We start from the raw sequence: 14,048 nt of genomic DNA on the forward strand, positions 1-14,048 counted from the left end.
CCGCTGGGATCTTCAGCGTCTGATAGGGCCTCTTCGCTGGCAAGCCAGCTCCCACACGGATTGATGTCGTTCACAGAATTTGTAATCAGCGCTGGACCCTGTGGGAGCTGGCTTGCCAGCGATGGTGCCAGTTGCCACGACACAAATCCCGGCGATCTACACTTTACGGATGACGGTTGCGCACTAAACCCGCAAAATGCAACGATTCCGGTAATTATCGACGACGGTTCCACGAGATCCGTCGCTAAAGCCATCGTTCCAATCAGACTGGGCCTGCTGACTCTATGCGAATGCGCCTTATGTTACTGGGCGGCGGAAATGCCCTTGGGCAGGCGCTGATTCGCCTCGGTGCAGAGGAAGACATCGGTTTCCTCGCCCCCCGCCCGCCCGAAAACGGCTGGGATGCCGCGAGCCTGACGCAACTGCTCGACGACACCCGTCCCGATGCGTTGATCAACCTCGCCTACTATTTCGACTGGTTCCAGGCCGAGGCCGTCAGCGAAAGCCGCATGGCCGGGCAGGAACGTGCGATCGAGCGTCTGGCCGAACTGTGCCAGCACCACAACATCGTCCTCGTCCAGCCTTCCAGTTATCGGGTGTTCGATGGTTCGCGTGCCACGGCGTACAGCGAAAAAGACGAACCGGTGCCGCTGGGTCTGCGCGGTCAGGCATTGTGGCGCATCGAACAAAGCGTTCGCGCCACGTGCCCGCAACATGTACTGCTGCGCTTCGGCTGGCTGCTTGATGACAGCCCGGACGGCACCCTCGGGCGTTTCCTCGCTCGTGCCGAGCAGCCAGAAGAATTGCTCCTGGCCGATGACCGCCGTGGCAATCCGACCCCGGTCGACGATGCCGCGCGCGTGATCATTTCGGTGCTCAAGCAACTCGATTGCGCCGCGCCGCTGTGGGGCACTTACCATTACGCAGGCCACGAGGCGACCACGCCGCTGGCGCTGGGCCAGGCGATTCTGACCGAAGCGCGCAGCCTGCACGCTCTGGCCATCGAAGCGCCGACCGCCCAGGCTCACGCCGCGCGGCCGGACGCTAGCGAAGAGCCGCAACACGCCGTGCTGGCCTGCAAAAAAATTCTGCACACTTTCGGGATCAAGCCGCGCGCCTGGCGTGCCGCACTCCCGGGCTTACTGGATAGGTTCTACCGTCATGGCTGAAGGGACTGTTTTAATCACCGGCGGAGCCGGTTTCATTGGCTCGCACCTGACCGATGCCTTGCTTGCTCAAGGCCATTCGGTGCGCATCCTCGACGATTTGTCGACGGGCAAGCGCAGCAACCTGCCGCTGGACAATCCAAAGGTCGAGCTGATTGTCGGTGATGTCGCCGATGCGGCGCTGGTGGCCAAGGCCATGCAGGGCTGCAGCGCGGTCGCTCACCTGGCGGCGGTGGCGTCGGTGCAGGCGTCGGTGGATGACCCGGTGAAGACACACCAGAGCAATTTCATTGGCACGCTGAATGTCTGCGAAGCCATGCGTCTGGCCGGGGTCAAACGTGTGTTGTATGCCTCCAGCGCAGCGGTCTACGGCAACAATGGCGAGGGCGAGTCGATTGATGAAGACACGCCCAAAGCGCCGCTGACGCCCTATGCCTCGGACAAACTGGCGGGCGAGCATTATTTCGATTTCTATCGCCGCCAGCATGGCCTGGAGCCGGTGATTTTCCGCTTCTTCAACATCTTCGGCCCTCGTCAGGATCCGTCCTCGCCGTATTCCGGGGTGATCAGCATTTTCAGCGAACGTGCGCAGAAAGGTTTGCCGATTACCGTGTTCGGTGATGGTGAGCAGACGCGCGATTTCCTGTACGTCGAAGATCTGGTCGATCTGCTGGTGCAGGCGATCGAAAAGTCTGAGGTCGAAGTCGGTGCGGTGAACGTCGGCTGGAATCAGTCGATGAGTCTCAAGCAGATGCTTCAGGCGCTTGAATCGGTAGTCGGTGAGCTGCCGCCGATCAGCTATGGCCCGGCGCGTTCCGGTGATATCCGGCATTCGCGGGCGAACAACGCTCGTCTGCTGGAACGCTTCAAGCTGCCACAGCAGACGCCGATGAGTGTGGGTTTGGCGCGGTTGCTTGGTCGCTCCTGAAAAGAGCCCCTCACCCTAGCCCTCTCCCAGAGGGAGAGGGGACTGACCGTAGCGTTTGTGAGAAATGCGCCGACGTGAGATACCGGGTTGAGCTCAGATTTTGAAGAGCACACAAATCGGCTCCCTTTCCCCCTCTCCCTGAGGGAGAGGGCTGGGGTGAGGGGGATGATCCAACTCACGCTACACTTTGCGGCAGACATGAAAAAGGCGCCCTTTGACAGGCGCCTTTTTCACGGCCGGAATATGTCGCTACTCCTGTGGCAAGGGGATGTTATCCCCCGATCAACTGCGTACGGTCGCCGTCAGTTCTATGCCTGCTCACCACCAAGCCTCATCCACCACCACGTGAACGTTCGATAACTCGACTTAGAACTTATAGCCCAAACCAACCATGTAGATGAACGGATCGACATCGACGTTTACCCGTGCGCGCGTGCCTGGGGCAACGGCGTTGTTCTCGACGGTGGCGCGGGTGTCGATGTCGATGTAACGCACTTGGGCGTTGAGCATGATGTTGTCGGTCAGCATGTAGTCGGCACCGACCTGCCAGGCCAGACCCCAGGAGTTTTTCGCCTTGAAGTTGCTGAAACCGTTGGCACTCGCTTCGCTGCCGACGTGTTCGTCATAGATCCAGGTGTAGTTGATACCGCCACCGACATACGGCTGGAACGGCGACTTCGAGTCCAGCGGGTAGTACACAACGCTGAGGGTTGGCGGCAGGTGTTTCAGGGTGCCGAGCTTGCCATTGGCCGCTGGCAGGGCAGTGCCCTTGAGCTTGACGTCATGCTCGAACGGCGTGGCCGCGAGCAGTTCGAGGCCGACGTGATCGGTGAGCATGTAGGCGAAGTTGAGACCCAGTTGGGTGTCGCTGCTCATGGTCGCCTTGCCGCCCAGATTGGTGCCGCTCAACGGACCCTGATCGACCTTGACGCTGGAACTGTCGGCCTTCGGGTTGACGGTGATCGCACCGGCGCGGATGAGGATGTCACCGGCTTCGTGGGCGTGGGCGAGCGGGGCTGCGAGCGCGAGGGCAAACAGCGAGGCGCTGAGCAAGGACTTGTTCATGGGGGCTCCGAAAGGACGTTAGAAATGTCTGATGTCCTATGGTACGAAGCCAACTGATACGGTCTTTTGACTCAGCTCAATGAAACAGTGAAGGGGCAGATTTCTGTGGAGCCTTGAGGGCCCCATCGCTGGCAAGCCAGCTCCCACAGGTTCCGTTGGTGTTCACGAAATATGTGAACGACTCGATCCCCGTGGGAGCTGGCTTGCCAGCGATGGGGCCCTTACAAACAGCATAAAATTATCGGGATTCACTCCGGCAGCTCATACACATAAATCTTGTCGGCATCCATCTGATACCCGGCATCCGCCAGTTCGCTGCTCGACGCCTTGACCTGCAACGGTCCCTCGACCCAATACGGCTGATACAGCTCATCGAGCTTCACGCCCAACTCGCTTTTCACATGCACAATCTGGTTCGACGGCGGTGGCGGCACGTGGATGCAGGCGCCGAAATACGGCACCAGCAAAAAGTCCGTGGTGCGTCCTTCTTCATTGACTTCCAGTGGCACGATATAACCCGGCAAACGAATGTTCTGCCCGTCGAGTGCCTGCACCACCGGCGCGTCCGGCAGGTCCTGCTTCGCCGCTGGCGCGGACTCGGCAGACAACGCATCGCCCATCTTCGACAGGTCGTGCAGCGGCGTCATGTTCGGCACTTCCGGCGCGGCGTCCGGTGGAATCATTTCCGACCACGTCAGGTCTTTCGGCGCTGCTGCCCACACGGGCAGGGCGATCAGCAACAGCAGCGCGAGTGCAGCGCGGGGCATGGTGAACATCCTCATAAACGGATCGACAGGCCATCGGCCAGGGATTGGCGATAAGCGCGCCAGGCCGGCACGCTGCCCATCAGCAGCGCGGCCGCCAGAATGCCACCGAGCAGCGTCCATTCATACTCGCTCGGCCACGCCAGCGGCAGGTACAAACCGTAATTGGCCTGTACATAACCCTGCGCAGCGGCGATACCGATGTACAACAACGCAACGCCGGCAATCACTCCGGTCAGCGCCAGGGCAAACGCCTCGAGCACCAGCAGACTCGCGATATGCCACGGCCGCGCCCCGACCGAACGCAGAATCGCCATCTCGCGGCGACGCTCGTTGAGGCTGGTGAGAATCGCTGTGAGCATGCCGATCAACCCGGTCAACACCACAAACAACGAGACCACGAACAGCGCTTTTTCAGCGGTACTCATCAGACTCCACAACTCTTGCAACGCCACGCCCGGCAGAATCGCCAGCATCGGTTCGCCACGGAATTCATTGATCTCGCGTTGCAGCGCAAACGTGGAAATCTTGCTGTTGAGACCGAGCATAAACGCGGTGATCGCTTGCGGCGTCAGGTCCATGTTGCGTGCCTGATCGGCGCTGATTCGGCCGTTACCTCGCGCCGGTACGCCGTTATGCCAGTCGATGTGAATCGCCTCCATGCCGCCGAGGCTGATGTGCAGCGTGCGATCGACCGGGGTGCCGGTGCGCTTGAGAATGCCGACCACGGTGAACGGTTTGTCGTCGTGCTTGACCAGACTGATCGCGGCCACGCCGTGGGCCAGCACCAGTTTGTCACCGAGCTTGTAATGCAGCGCATCTGCGACCTCGGCACCCAGCACCACTTCAAACGGGTCCGTCGCAAACGCGCGGCCGTCGGCCAGTGCCAGGTGTTGCTGGCGACCGTACTGGTAATGCTCGAAATAGGCTTCGGTGGTGCCCATCACGCGATAACCGCGATGGGAGTCGCCGAGGGACATCGGAATCGCCCACTTCACTTTCGGGTTGCTGGCGAAGTGTTCGAAGCTGTCCCAGCGGATGTTGTTGGTGGCGTTGCCGATACGGAACACCGAGTACAGCAGCAGATTTACCGAGCCGGAGCGTGCGCCGACGATCAGGTCGGTGCCACTGATGGTGCTGGCAAAACTGGCTTTGGCTTCGGTGCGCACTCGTTCAACGGCAAGCAGCAAACAGACCGACAGAGCGATCGCAAATGCGGTGAGCAGAGCAGTAAAGCGGCGGTTGGCCAGGCTGGCCATGGCCAGACGAAACAGATACATCTCAGACCTCGGCAGATGTGGCGGCGCGATTGAGTTCGGCCAGGGACAGGTGACGGTCGAACAGTGGCGCCAGGCTCTGGTCATGGCTGACGAACAGCAGACTGGAACCGGCCTCGCGGCATTCGGCGAACAGCAGGCGGATGAAGTTTTCCCGGGCGTCGTAATCCAGCGCCGAGGTCGGTTCGTCGGCGATCACCAATTCAGGCTGGCCGATCAATGCGCGTGCGGCAGCGACCCGTTGTTGCTGGCCGATCGACAGCGAGTCGGCGCGGCGGCTGAGGATGCTTTCATCTTTCAATCCCAAGTGGGCGAGCAGGGTAGCGGCGGCTTGATCGACGCTGCCGTGGCGCTGTTTCGCTCGTTGCGCACGCAGTTTCGAGAAGTGGCACGGCAGCTCAACGTTCTCGCGCACCGAGAGAAACGGTAGCAAGTTGAACTGCTGGAAAATGTAGCCGGTGTGATCGACACGGAAGGTATCGCGAGCGCCGGCGGAGAGTTCGGTGAGTTCCTGGCCGAGCAGACGAATGCTGCCGCGACCGGGTTTCTGCACGCCACCGAGCAGGCCGAGCAGGGTGGTCTTGCCGCTGCCGCTGGGGCCTTTGAGGAATAGGGTTTCACCAGCTTCCAGACGAAACGCCGGGATGTCCAGCAGCGGCGGGTGACCGGGCCAGTTGAAGCCCAGGTCGGACAGTTCGATGAGTGCTTGGGTCATGGCACCAGTTTCATGAGGTGAACACATTTCCCCCTGTAGGAGCTGCCGAAGGCTGCGATCTTTTGATCTTGGTTTTTTACAATCAAAAGATCGCAGCCTCGTTTCACTCGACAGCTCCTACAGGGAATTTACGGTGTGATCAGAATTTCAGCGCGGCAGCCTTGGCCGTCACTTCGGTACCTTGCTGGCCGCTGGCGCTGATCAGTTGTACCTGAATTTTCTGCGTCGCCGGGAAGGTCTTGAAGACGTTCGCCAGATCGAGGGTCTTCAGCGCGCCCGGTGTGGCGCAGTTGAACTGATAGTGCGCGTGGATTTCGCTGTGGTCGTGGTGATGCTCGTGGCCGTCCTTGTCCGCTTCATCGTCGTCATGATCATCGGCATCCGGCTTGTCGCCGAACAACGGGCTTTCCAGTTCCTGACTGACCACTTTGCAACCGGCAGCGGCGGGCAGGCTGAACAGGGCCAGCGGTTTTTCCAGTTGCGCGCGGGCGGCAGCGACTTTGGCCTTGTCGGCATCGCTGGTGGCGACGTGTTCGAAACCGACGAGGTTCATCGCCGGGCTTTCCAGCTCAAGCTCCAGGGTTTGACCATCGAGCGCCGCGTTCAATCGACCGACGCCGTGTTCATGCGCGCCGAGGCTGCCGTGTTCATGGTCGTGATCGTGGTCATGCTCATCGGCAGCATGGGCGATGGCCAGCGGCAACAGGGCAAACGGCAAAGCGAGCAGCAGACGACGCATGGCGGTCTCCGGGAAGTAAAGTGAAGAGTTTGTTATGTAATCTTATAACGAAAGTGCGCAGAGTTTGCCCGTGCGCTTGGCGTTGCACAAGTCCCGTGGGAGCATGCAGGTCAGAAAAGTGCAGGAGCGAACTCAATGTTGCGGATACGCGGAACCGTCGGCGAAGTGCCGGTGGACTTGACGGTGGAATTGGATGACGGCGATTGGGCGAAGCTCGGTTCAGCGCTGAATGGGCAGGCGCCGGTCGCTCAATCTGAGGCGGTCGCATCAGCCCCGGCGGCGAAACCGCTGAATCAGGACGATGCCCTGTGGCAGGTCGCCAAGGACCTGTTGCGCAAGGCCGGGCAACTGAGCGGGCCGGATCTGCTCGATCAGCTGGAAGGGCTGACCGGCAGCGCGGCAGCGGGCAAGCGCTTGCTGGTGCGTTTGCGCCATAGCTCGGACGTGAAAGTGGTGAGCGGCGGGGATACACCGCTCTACAGCTGGATCGAGTGAGTTGCAAAAGATCGCAGCCTGCGGCAGCTCCTACAAGGGTGTACACGATCCCAATGTAGGAGCTGCCGCAGGCTGCGATCTTTTGATCTTAATAAAGCGCAGCAAACATCTTGCGGCGGTACACCGTCACCAGCGGATGATCATTGCCCAGCAACTCGAACACCTGCAGCAAGGTTTTGTGCGGCAGACCTTCGCCATAGTTGCGGTTGCGGATGAACAGCTTCAGTAGTGCATCCAGCGCCGCCTCGTATTGCTGACGCGCCAGTTGCTGGATCGCCAGTTGATACACCGCTTCATCGTCCTGCGGATCTTTCGCCAGGCGCGCTTTCAGGTCGGCGGCATCCGGCAGATCACGCGCCAGGCCAAGGAATTTGATCTGCGCCTTGGCGCCGGCCAGTGCGGCTTTGTGCTCATCACTCTTGACCGCATCCAGCACGGTTTGCGCTTCGTCCAGCTCGCCGCGTTCAGTCAGGCAGCGCGCGTAGAGGATTAGCGCCTTGGCGTTAGTGTTGTCTTCGGTGAGCATCACCACCAGCGCCGCTTCGGCGTCGGCGTAACGACCGTCATCGAACAATGCCTGAGCCTGCTCGAACGGATCGGCCGCGGCCGGTGGCGGCATTTGCACGTGCGGCTCAAGCAAGGCACGCACGGCGGATTCCGGTTGCGCACCGGCAAAACCGTCGACCGGTTGACCGTCCTTGAACAGCACCACGGTTGGCAGGCTGCGAATACCGAAACGGGCGACGATGTCCTGCTCGATATCGCAGTTGACCTTGGCCAGCAGCAACTCGCCCTGATAGCTCTCGGCAATGCTTTGCAGCATAGGCATCAGCGCCTTGCACGGCGCACACCATTCGGCCCAGAAATCCACCAGCACCGGTTTGTTGAAGGAAGCCTCGATCACCGACTGGTCGAAATCGGCCGTCGTGGCGTCGAAGATGTATGGCGTTTGCTGACTCATGGGGGATCTCGTCAAAGCGTGGATGGGGCAACTATACGGCTTGGCGGGGTGTGGCCGGAAGCGGGGCAGATTTGAGAGGTGTATCGCTAGGCAGGACGCCATCGCTGGCAAGCCAGCTCCCACAGGGTTCTGTGTCGTATACGAAATGTTGGTTCGACTCGGTCACTGTGGGAGCTGGCTTGCCAGCGATGCTTTTGGCTAGCGCCGCGCCTGGTACAGGCTGACATGCTGAAATTCCTCAGGCTCGGCCAGATCCGGCAACGTCATCGCCTCAAGCATTTCAATGCGTTCATACAACGGATGGCGAAAATCCCGAACCCGCGAATCCGCCACCAACGCCTCTCGCCCACGGCTCAAAAACGCATCGAGCAACGGCAGATTCGCCCGGTCATACAACACATCCGCCACCAGAATCAGATCAAACCGATCGGCTTCGGCAAAGAAATCCGTCGAATAACCCATCTCGACATCATTCAACGCGGCATTCGCCCGGCAGGCGGAAATCGCCAGCGGATCGAGATCGCACGCCACCACCTCCAGAGCCCCGGCTTTCACCGCCGCAATCCCGGCAATCCCGGAACCTGCGCCGAAATCCAGCACGCGTTTACCGCGCACCCACTCGGGAAACTCTACAAGATAACGCGCCACCGCCAGACCGCTGGCCCAGCAGAAACCCCAATACGGTGGCTCGTGCAGAATTCGCTGAATTTCTTCCTGACTGAATTCGCGATCCATGTTGTCGCCATCGATCAGCCACAACTGCAAATCAGTGTCGGGCAAGGCACAGACCTTGAGTCTGGCGTCGCCGAGCAATTCACCCAGCGCCTGTTGCAGGTCGAGCGGTGCATTCATGGTGCTTTGACAAATTGCAGTTGGCCCAACGCCTGAGTGGTTGGCTGGCTGATGGTTTGCGACGGCAAATGCAGGATCAACTGACCGGACTGGCTGGCGCGGCCACGCAGCTCGACCCGCGCACCGGCCGGATAAGCATCCGGGTTGAAGCGCAGGCGGAATGGCAGGATCTGGTTGTTGCCGATCAGGCTGGAACTGGCGAGCAATTGTTGCGGGCGATCCTTTTCGTCGATCACCAGCAGCGCCAATTCCACTTCGGCACCGGCCGGCACGCCTTGCAGGGTGCCGCTCAGTTCGCGTTGATAGGCCGGCAGCGGACCGAGGTCGGCAGCCTCTTTGGCTTTTTTCTGCGCTTGCTGCGGTGCCGGGCCTGGCGTTGGCGGCTGAGGCTTGGGTGCATCGCTGCCACAGGCCACCAGCAGGCTGAAAAGACTGAGCAAAACGAGCGGACGTAACGGCATTGGATGCTCCGGCAAAATGAAATCCATGGATCAAACGATCATGCCGTTCTGTATACCGCAAAGCCTATGGCTTGTCTTGCCACCGGGATGCGCTACCATGGCCCTCCCTTTTTTTGTTGCCAGCCACCATGCACTGTCCCTTCTGCGGTGCCAACGACACCAAGGTCATCGACTCGCGTCTGGTCGCCGAGGGCGAACAGGTGCGCCGCCGGCGTGAATGCCTGGCCTGCGGCGAACGTTTCACGACGTTCGAGACGGCCGAACTGGTGTTGCCGCGCCTGATCAAAACCGATGGCAGCCGCCAACCGTTCGACGAAGAAAAACTCCGCGCCGGCATGCAACGCGCGCTGGAGAAACGTCCGGTGAGCGTCGAGCGCCTCGAATCCTCTCTGGTTCACATCAAGCACAAGCTGCGCGCCACCGGCGAGCGCGAGGTCAAATCCCTCGTGGTCGGCGAGCTGGTCATGGCCGAGTTGCAAAAGCTTGATGAAGTTGCCTACATCCGTTTCGCTTCGGTGTACAAGCGCTTCCAGGACCTCAACGAGTTCCGCGAAGAAATCGACCGCCTCGCCCGCGAACCGGTGAAAGAATGACCGCCGCCGCCGAGCAGGCCATCCTCGACGCCCACTTCATGGCGCGCGCGCTGGAACTGGCGCGCAAAGGTCACTACACCACCCATCCCAATCCTCGGGTTGGCTGCGTGGTGGTGCGTGACGGGCAGATTGTCGGCGAAGGCTGGCATGAACGCGCCGGCGAACCGCACGCCGAAGTCCATGCCCTGCGCGCCGCCGGTGAGCTTGCCCGGGGCGCGACCGCTTATGTAACTCTCGAACCGTGCAGCCACCATGGCCGCACACCGCCGTGTGCCGATGCGCTGGTGAATGCTGGCGTAGGCCGCGTGGTCGCAGCGATGCGTGATCCGAATCCACAAGTGGCTGGGCGTGGTTTGCAGCGCTTGACCGATGCCGGCATCGCCACTGAAAGCGGTGTGCTCGAAGCCGAAGCGCGCAAGCTCAATCAAGGTTTTCTGAAACGCATGGAACACGGCTTGCCGTTCGTGCGGGTCAAGTTGGCCATGAGCCTCGATGGTCGCACGGCAATGGAGAGCGGCGAGAGTCAATGGATCACCGGTCCCGCTGCTCGTTCGGCAGTCCAGCGTTTGCGCGCTCAGGCCGCCGTGGTGCTGACCGGCGCCGACACAGTGCTGGCCGATGGCGCGCGGTTGACTGTGCGGGCCGACGAGTTGGGTCTGGATGCCGAACAAACCGCATTGGCCATGAGCCGTCCACCACTGCGCGTGCTGATCGATGGACGCCTGCGGGTGTCGCTGGATGCGCCGTTCTTCAAGGCCGGCCCGGCGTTGGTCGCCACCTGTGTCGCGATCGAAGAGCAATACGCTCACGGCCCCGAGTGCCTGATCGTGCCGGGTGATGACGGTCAGGTCGATCTGCATCAGTTGCTGATTGAACTGGCCAACCGTGGCGTCAATGAGGTGCTGGTTGAAGCCGGCCCGCGTCTGGCCGGCGCTTTTGCTCAGCTTGGTCTGGTCGATGAATTCGTGATCTTCATCGCCGGCAAGTTCCTCGGTTCTTCGGCGCGTCCGCTGCTCGACTGGCCGTTGGCCTATATGAAGGACGCTCCCGAGCTGAAAATCACTGAAATTCGTGCGGTGGGCGATGACTGGCGAGTCACTGCCATCCCTGCTCGACCGGCGAGCGTATAATTCCCGGCCATCGCGTTAGCGCTGGCTCAGTTCTCAAGGAGAACCCCATGTTTACCGGCATCATCGAATCCATCGGCAGTATCCGCGCACTGACCCCAAAGGGCGGTGATGTGCGGGTCCACGTCGCCACCGGCAAGCTCGACCTGAGCGACGTCAAACTCGGCGACAGCATCGCGGTCAACGGCGTTTGCCTGACTGCCGTTGAGCTGCCGGGCGACGGCTTTGCCGCCGACGTCAGCCGTGAAACACTTGACTGCACCGCCATGAATGACCTGAAAAGCGGCAGCCCGGTCAATCTGGAAAAAGCCCTGACCCCGACCACCCGTCTCGGCGGGCATCTGGTCAGCGGTCACGTCGACGGCGTCGGCGAAATCGTCTCGCGCAGCGACAACGCCCGCGCCGTGGAATTTCGCATCCGCGCGCCGAAAGAATTAGCCAAGTACATCGCCCATAAAGGCTCGATCACCGTCGACGGCACCAGCCTGACCGTGAACGCCGTCGATGGCGCCGAGTTCATGCTGACGATCATTCCGCACACCCTGAGCGAAACCATTATGGCGTCGTACACGCCGGGTCGCCGGGTGAATCTGGAGGTCGATTTGCTGGCGCGCTATCTGGAGCGCCTTCTGCTTGGCGACAAGGCTGCAGAATCGGGCTCGTCACAAAAGCCTGGCGGCACCATCACCGAAAGCTTTCTGGCCGCCAACGGCTACCTCAAATCCTGACTGAAGGGGGTGCCTTGTGGCGCTCAATAGCATCGAAGAACTGGTTGAAGACATCCGCCAAGGCAAGATGGTCATCCTCATGGATGACGAAGACCGCGAGAACGAAGGCGACCTGATCATGGCCGCCGAATGCTGCCAGGCCGAGCACATCAATTTCATGGCCAAGCACGCCCGTGGCCTGATCTGCATGCCGATGAGCCGCGAGCGCTGCGAACTGTTGAAGCTGCCACTGATGGCGCCACGCAACGGTTCCGGTTTCGGTACCAAGTTCACCGTTTCGATCGAAGCCGCCGAGGGCGTGACCACCGGCATCTCCGCCGCTGATCGTGCGCGCACCGTGCAAGCGGCTGCCGCCAAGGATGCCAAGGCTGAAGACATCGTCAGCCCGGGCCACATCTTCCCACTGATGGCGCAGGCCGGCGGCACCCTCGCTCGCGCCGGCCATACCGAAGCCGCTTGCGACCTGGCGCGCATGGCCGGTTTCGAGCCAAGTGGCGTGATCTGCGAAGTGATGAACGACGACGGCACCATGTCTCGTCGTGCCGAACTCGAAGAGTTTGCCGCTGAACACAACATCAAGATCGGCACCATCGCCGACCTGATTCACTACCGGATGATCCACGAACGTACCGTTCAGCGGATTGCCGAGCAGCCACTGGACAGCGAACTGGGCCAATTCAACCTGGTGACCTATCGTGATTCCGTGGAGGGCGACGTGCACATGGCGCTGACCCTGGGCACTGTTTGCGCCGAAGAACCAACGCTGGTTCGCGTGCACAACATGGATCCGCTGCGCGACCTGTTGATGGTCAAGCAACCGGGCCGCTGGAGCCTGCGCGCCGCCATGGCTGCGGTTGCCGAGGCGGGCAGCGGTGTGGTGCTGTTGCTCGGTCACCCGCTCGACGGCGACGTGCTGCTGGCACATATCCGTGAAACCGGCGATCAGGCCGCGCCGAAAAAACCGACGACTTACAGCATCGTCGGTGCCGGTTCGCAGATCCTGCGCGACCTCGGTGTGCGCAAAATGCGTTTGATGTCTGCACCAATGAAATTTAATGCGATATCCGGTTTCGATCTGGAAGTTGTAGAATACGTGCCCTCCGAATAATGACCGGTTGTTTCCGGACCCGAATTCGCGGCAAATAAATCACTGAGGGACGCGTAGCAGACGCGTCCCGGCTCTTTAAGAGAACTGACGAATGACCCTGAAGACCATCGAAGGTACCTTCATCGCCCCTAAAGGCCGCTACGCTTTGGTAGTGGGCCGCTTCAACAGCTTCGTCGTTGAAAGCCTGGTCAGCGGTGCAGTTGATGCCCTGGTTCGCCACGGCGTGAGCGAAAGCGACATCACCATCATCCGCGCACCTGGCGCCTTCGAAATCCCGCTGGTTGCGCAGAAAGTCGCCCAGAAAGGCGAGTTCGCTGCAATCATTGCGCTGGGCGCGGTCATTCGTGGCGGCACCCCGCACTTCGAATACGTGGCAGGCGAGTGCACCAAGGGTCTGGCCCAGGTCTCCATGGAGTTCGGCGTTCCGGTTGCTTTCGGCGTCCTGACCGTTGATTCCATCGAGCAAGCCATCGAACGTTCCGGCACCAAGGCCGGTAACAAAGGTGCCGAAGCTGCCCTGTCCGCTCTGGAAATGGTCAGCCTGCTGGCGCAGTTGGAGGCCAAGTGATTAGCGACGAAAGCGATCGTTTCAACCCGCGCGATCCGAAACCTGCGGATGCCGGCAAGCCCTCGAAAAGCGTCAAGCGTCGCGAAGCCCGTCAGCTCGCGACTCAAGCGCTGTACCAGTGGCACATGGCCCGGCAATCGCTGAACGAGATCGAAGCGCAGTTTCGCGTTGATAACGATTTCACCGATGTCGATGGTGCTTACTTCCGTGAAATCCTCCACGGGGTTCCGCAGTTCAAGACTGAAATCGACACCGCTCTGACGCCTTGCCTGGATCTGGCGATCGAAGAGCTCGACCCGGTTGAACTGGCCGTTCTGCGCCTGTCGACCTGGGAGCTGCTCAAGCGCGTTGATGTGCCGTACCGCGTGGTGATCAACGAAGGTATCGAGCTGGCGAAAGTCTTCGGTTCGACCGACGGCCACAAGTTCGTCAACGGCGTACTCGACAAGCTGGCCCCGCGCCTGCGTGAAGCTGAAGTGAAGGCGTTCAAGCGCTGATCGG

17 protein-coding genes are annotated in these 14,048 nt (G+C 60.8%); 9 read left to right on the plus strand and 8 right to left on the minus strand.

Annotated features, from left to right (window positions below; all coding sequences use genetic code 11):
* Positions 1-284 precede the first annotated feature (284 nt).
* Positions 285-1,169 (plus strand): sugar nucleotide-binding protein, encoded by an 885-nt coding sequence (locus ACM6IN_RS22415; protein WP_095113992.1) that lies wholly within the window; start codon positions 285-287, stop codon positions 1,167-1,169.
* On the plus strand, positions 1,162-2,094 hold the full coding sequence (locus tag ACM6IN_RS22420) for an NAD-dependent epimerase/dehydratase family protein (RefSeq protein ID WP_007910966.1): 933 nt from the start codon (positions 1,162-1,164) through the stop codon (positions 2,092-2,094). The genes ACM6IN_RS22415 and ACM6IN_RS22420 overlap by 8 nt, the downstream gene beginning before the upstream one ends.
* Before the next feature lie 366 nt (positions 2,095-2,460).
* On the opposite strand, the gene ACM6IN_RS22425 is transcribed toward ACM6IN_RS22420, so the two are convergent.
* The 5 genes from ACM6IN_RS22425 to ACM6IN_RS22445 form a co-directional block, all read right to left on the minus strand.
* Positions 2,461-3,159, minus strand: coding sequence for an OmpW/AlkL family protein (locus tag ACM6IN_RS22425; protein ID WP_007910962.1), 699 nt, complete (start codon positions 3,157-3,159; stop codon positions 2,461-2,463).
* A 248-nt stretch (positions 3,160-3,407) separates the two neighbouring features.
* Positions 3,408-3,926: a DUF3299 domain-containing protein gene (locus tag ACM6IN_RS22430; protein ID WP_007910961.1), complete on the minus strand. Its 519-nt coding sequence runs from the start codon at positions 3,924-3,926 to the stop codon at positions 3,408-3,410.
* Positions 3,927-3,937: 11 nt separating this feature from the next.
* Positions 3,938-5,203: an ABC transporter permease gene (locus ACM6IN_RS22435; RefSeq protein ID WP_095122172.1), complete on the minus strand. Its 1,266-nt coding sequence runs from the start codon at positions 5,201-5,203 to the stop codon at positions 3,938-3,940.
* 1 nt (position 5,204) lies between these two features.
* Positions 5,205-5,915, minus strand: a complete 711-nt coding sequence (locus tag ACM6IN_RS22440) for an ABC transporter ATP-binding protein (RefSeq protein ID WP_016984101.1) — start codon at positions 5,913-5,915, stop codon at positions 5,205-5,207.
* A 139-nt stretch (positions 5,916-6,054) separates the two neighbouring features.
* On the minus strand, positions 6,055-6,654 hold the full coding sequence (locus ACM6IN_RS22445) for a DUF2796 domain-containing protein (RefSeq protein WP_007910957.1): 600 nt from the start codon (positions 6,652-6,654) through the stop codon (positions 6,055-6,057).
* Between the two features lie 135 nt (positions 6,655-6,789).
* Between ACM6IN_RS22445 and ACM6IN_RS22450 the strand changes: the two genes are divergently transcribed.
* Positions 6,790-7,149 (plus strand): hypothetical protein, encoded by a 360-nt coding sequence (locus ACM6IN_RS22450; RefSeq protein ID WP_095113996.1) that lies wholly within the window; start codon positions 6,790-6,792, stop codon positions 7,147-7,149.
* A gap of 88 nt (positions 7,150-7,237) precedes the next feature.
* On the opposite strand, the gene trxA is transcribed toward ACM6IN_RS22450, so the two are convergent.
* The 3 genes from trxA to ACM6IN_RS22465 form a co-directional block, all read right to left on the minus strand.
* Positions 7,238-8,110: a thioredoxin gene (gene trxA, locus ACM6IN_RS22455; protein WP_123375850.1), complete on the minus strand. Its 873-nt coding sequence runs from the start codon at positions 8,108-8,110 to the stop codon at positions 7,238-7,240.
* Positions 8,111-8,308: 198 nt separating this feature from the next.
* Entirely contained in the window at positions 8,309-8,962 is a 654-nt protein-coding gene (locus tag ACM6IN_RS22460) for a class I SAM-dependent methyltransferase (protein ID WP_414916720.1), read from the minus strand.
* Positions 8,959-9,423: a YbaY family lipoprotein gene (locus ACM6IN_RS22465; RefSeq protein ID WP_414916721.1), complete on the minus strand. Its 465-nt coding sequence runs from the start codon at positions 9,421-9,423 to the stop codon at positions 8,959-8,961. Before ACM6IN_RS22465 ends, ACM6IN_RS22460 begins: the two co-directional genes overlap by 4 nt.
* A gap of 128 nt (positions 9,424-9,551) precedes the next feature.
* Here ACM6IN_RS22465 and nrdR point away from each other — a divergent pair, with 128 nt between their 5' ends.
* The 6 genes from nrdR to nusB all read left to right on the plus strand — a co-directional run bounded on the left by nrdR (position 9,552) and on the right by nusB (position 14,044).
* Positions 9,552-10,016 (plus strand): transcriptional regulator NrdR, encoded by a 465-nt coding sequence (gene nrdR, locus ACM6IN_RS22470; protein ID WP_007910946.1) that lies wholly within the window; start codon positions 9,552-9,554, stop codon positions 10,014-10,016.
* Positions 10,013-11,146 carry a bifunctional diaminohydroxyphosphoribosylaminopyrimidine deaminase/5-amino-6-(5-phosphoribosylamino)uracil reductase RibD gene (ribD, locus tag ACM6IN_RS22475; protein ID WP_414916722.1) on the plus strand — a complete coding sequence of 378 codons (1,134 nt, stop codon included), beginning with the start codon at positions 10,013-10,015 and terminating at the stop codon, positions 11,144-11,146. The genes nrdR and ribD overlap by 4 nt, the downstream gene beginning before the upstream one ends.
* A 47-nt stretch (positions 11,147-11,193) precedes the next feature.
* Positions 11,194-11,871 carry a riboflavin synthase gene (locus tag ACM6IN_RS22480; RefSeq protein ID WP_007910941.1) on the plus strand — a complete coding sequence of 226 codons (678 nt, stop codon included), beginning with the start codon at positions 11,194-11,196 and terminating at the stop codon, positions 11,869-11,871.
* A 16-nt stretch (positions 11,872-11,887) separates the two neighbouring features.
* Positions 11,888-12,979, plus strand: coding sequence for a bifunctional 3,4-dihydroxy-2-butanone-4-phosphate synthase/GTP cyclohydrolase II (gene ribBA, locus ACM6IN_RS22485; RefSeq protein WP_007910939.1), 1,092 nt, complete (start codon positions 11,888-11,890; stop codon positions 12,977-12,979).
* A 91-nt stretch (positions 12,980-13,070) separates the two neighbouring features.
* Positions 13,071-13,547, plus strand: a complete 477-nt coding sequence (gene ribE, locus ACM6IN_RS22490) for a 6,7-dimethyl-8-ribityllumazine synthase (protein WP_003228649.1) — start codon at positions 13,071-13,073, stop codon at positions 13,545-13,547.
* A complete protein-coding gene (gene nusB / locus ACM6IN_RS22495; protein ID WP_007910937.1) occupies positions 13,544-14,044 on the plus strand; it encodes a transcription antitermination factor NusB in 501 nt (166 codons plus the stop codon). Before ribE ends, nusB begins: the two co-directional genes overlap by 4 nt.
* Positions 14,045-14,048 lie beyond the last annotated feature (4 nt).

The organism is Pseudomonas sp. IT-P395 (assembly GCF_949767675.1).
In the GTDB taxonomy this organism is placed as follows: domain Bacteria; phylum Pseudomonadota; class Gammaproteobacteria; order Pseudomonadales; family Pseudomonadaceae; genus Aquipseudomonas.

What these genes read in the sequence shown, in the direction of transcription:
- ACM6IN_RS22415 (WP_095113992.1), top strand. Translation starts at nt 285, where the DNA reads ATGCGAATGCGCCTTATGTTACTGGGCGGCGGAAATGCCCTTGGGCAG.
- ACM6IN_RS22420 (WP_007910966.1), top strand. Translation starts at nt 1,162, where the DNA reads ATGGCTGAAGGGACTGTTTTAATCACCGGCGGAGCCGGTTTCATTGGC.
- ACM6IN_RS22425 (WP_007910962.1), bottom strand. Translation starts at nt 3,159, where the DNA reads ATGAACAAGTCCTTGCTCAGCGCCTCGCTGTTTGCCCTCGCGCTCGCA.
- ACM6IN_RS22430 (WP_007910961.1), bottom strand. Translation starts at nt 3,926, where the DNA reads ATGCCCCGCGCTGCACTCGCGCTGCTGTTGCTGATCGCCCTGCCCGTG.
- ACM6IN_RS22435 (WP_095122172.1), bottom strand. Translation starts at nt 5,203, where the DNA reads ATGTATCTGTTTCGTCTGGCCATGGCCAGCCTGGCCAACCGCCGCTTT.
- ACM6IN_RS22440 (WP_016984101.1), bottom strand. Translation starts at nt 5,915, where the DNA reads ATGACCCAAGCACTCATCGAACTGTCCGACCTGGGCTTCAACTGGCCC.
- ACM6IN_RS22445 (WP_007910957.1), bottom strand. Translation starts at nt 6,654, where the DNA reads ATGCGTCGTCTGCTGCTCGCTTTGCCGTTTGCCCTGTTGCCGCTGGCC.
- ACM6IN_RS22450 (WP_095113996.1), top strand. Translation starts at nt 6,790, where the DNA reads ATGTTGCGGATACGCGGAACCGTCGGCGAAGTGCCGGTGGACTTGACG.
- trxA (WP_123375850.1), bottom strand. Translation starts at nt 8,110, where the DNA reads ATGAGTCAGCAAACGCCATACATCTTCGACGCCACGACGGCCGATTTC.
- ACM6IN_RS22460 (WP_414916720.1), bottom strand. Translation starts at nt 8,962, where the DNA reads ATGAATGCACCGCTCGACCTGCAACAGGCGCTGGGTGAATTGCTCGGC.
- ACM6IN_RS22465 (WP_414916721.1), bottom strand. Translation starts at nt 9,423, where the DNA reads ATGCCGTTACGTCCGCTCGTTTTGCTCAGTCTTTTCAGCCTGCTGGTG.
- nrdR (WP_007910946.1), top strand. Translation starts at nt 9,552, where the DNA reads ATGCACTGTCCCTTCTGCGGTGCCAACGACACCAAGGTCATCGACTCG.
- ribD (WP_414916722.1), top strand. Translation starts at nt 10,013, where the DNA reads ATGACCGCCGCCGCCGAGCAGGCCATCCTCGACGCCCACTTCATGGCG.
- ACM6IN_RS22480 (WP_007910941.1), top strand. Translation starts at nt 11,194, where the DNA reads ATGTTTACCGGCATCATCGAATCCATCGGCAGTATCCGCGCACTGACC.
- ribE (WP_003228649.1), top strand. Translation starts at nt 13,071, where the DNA reads ATGACCCTGAAGACCATCGAAGGTACCTTCATCGCCCCTAAAGGCCGC.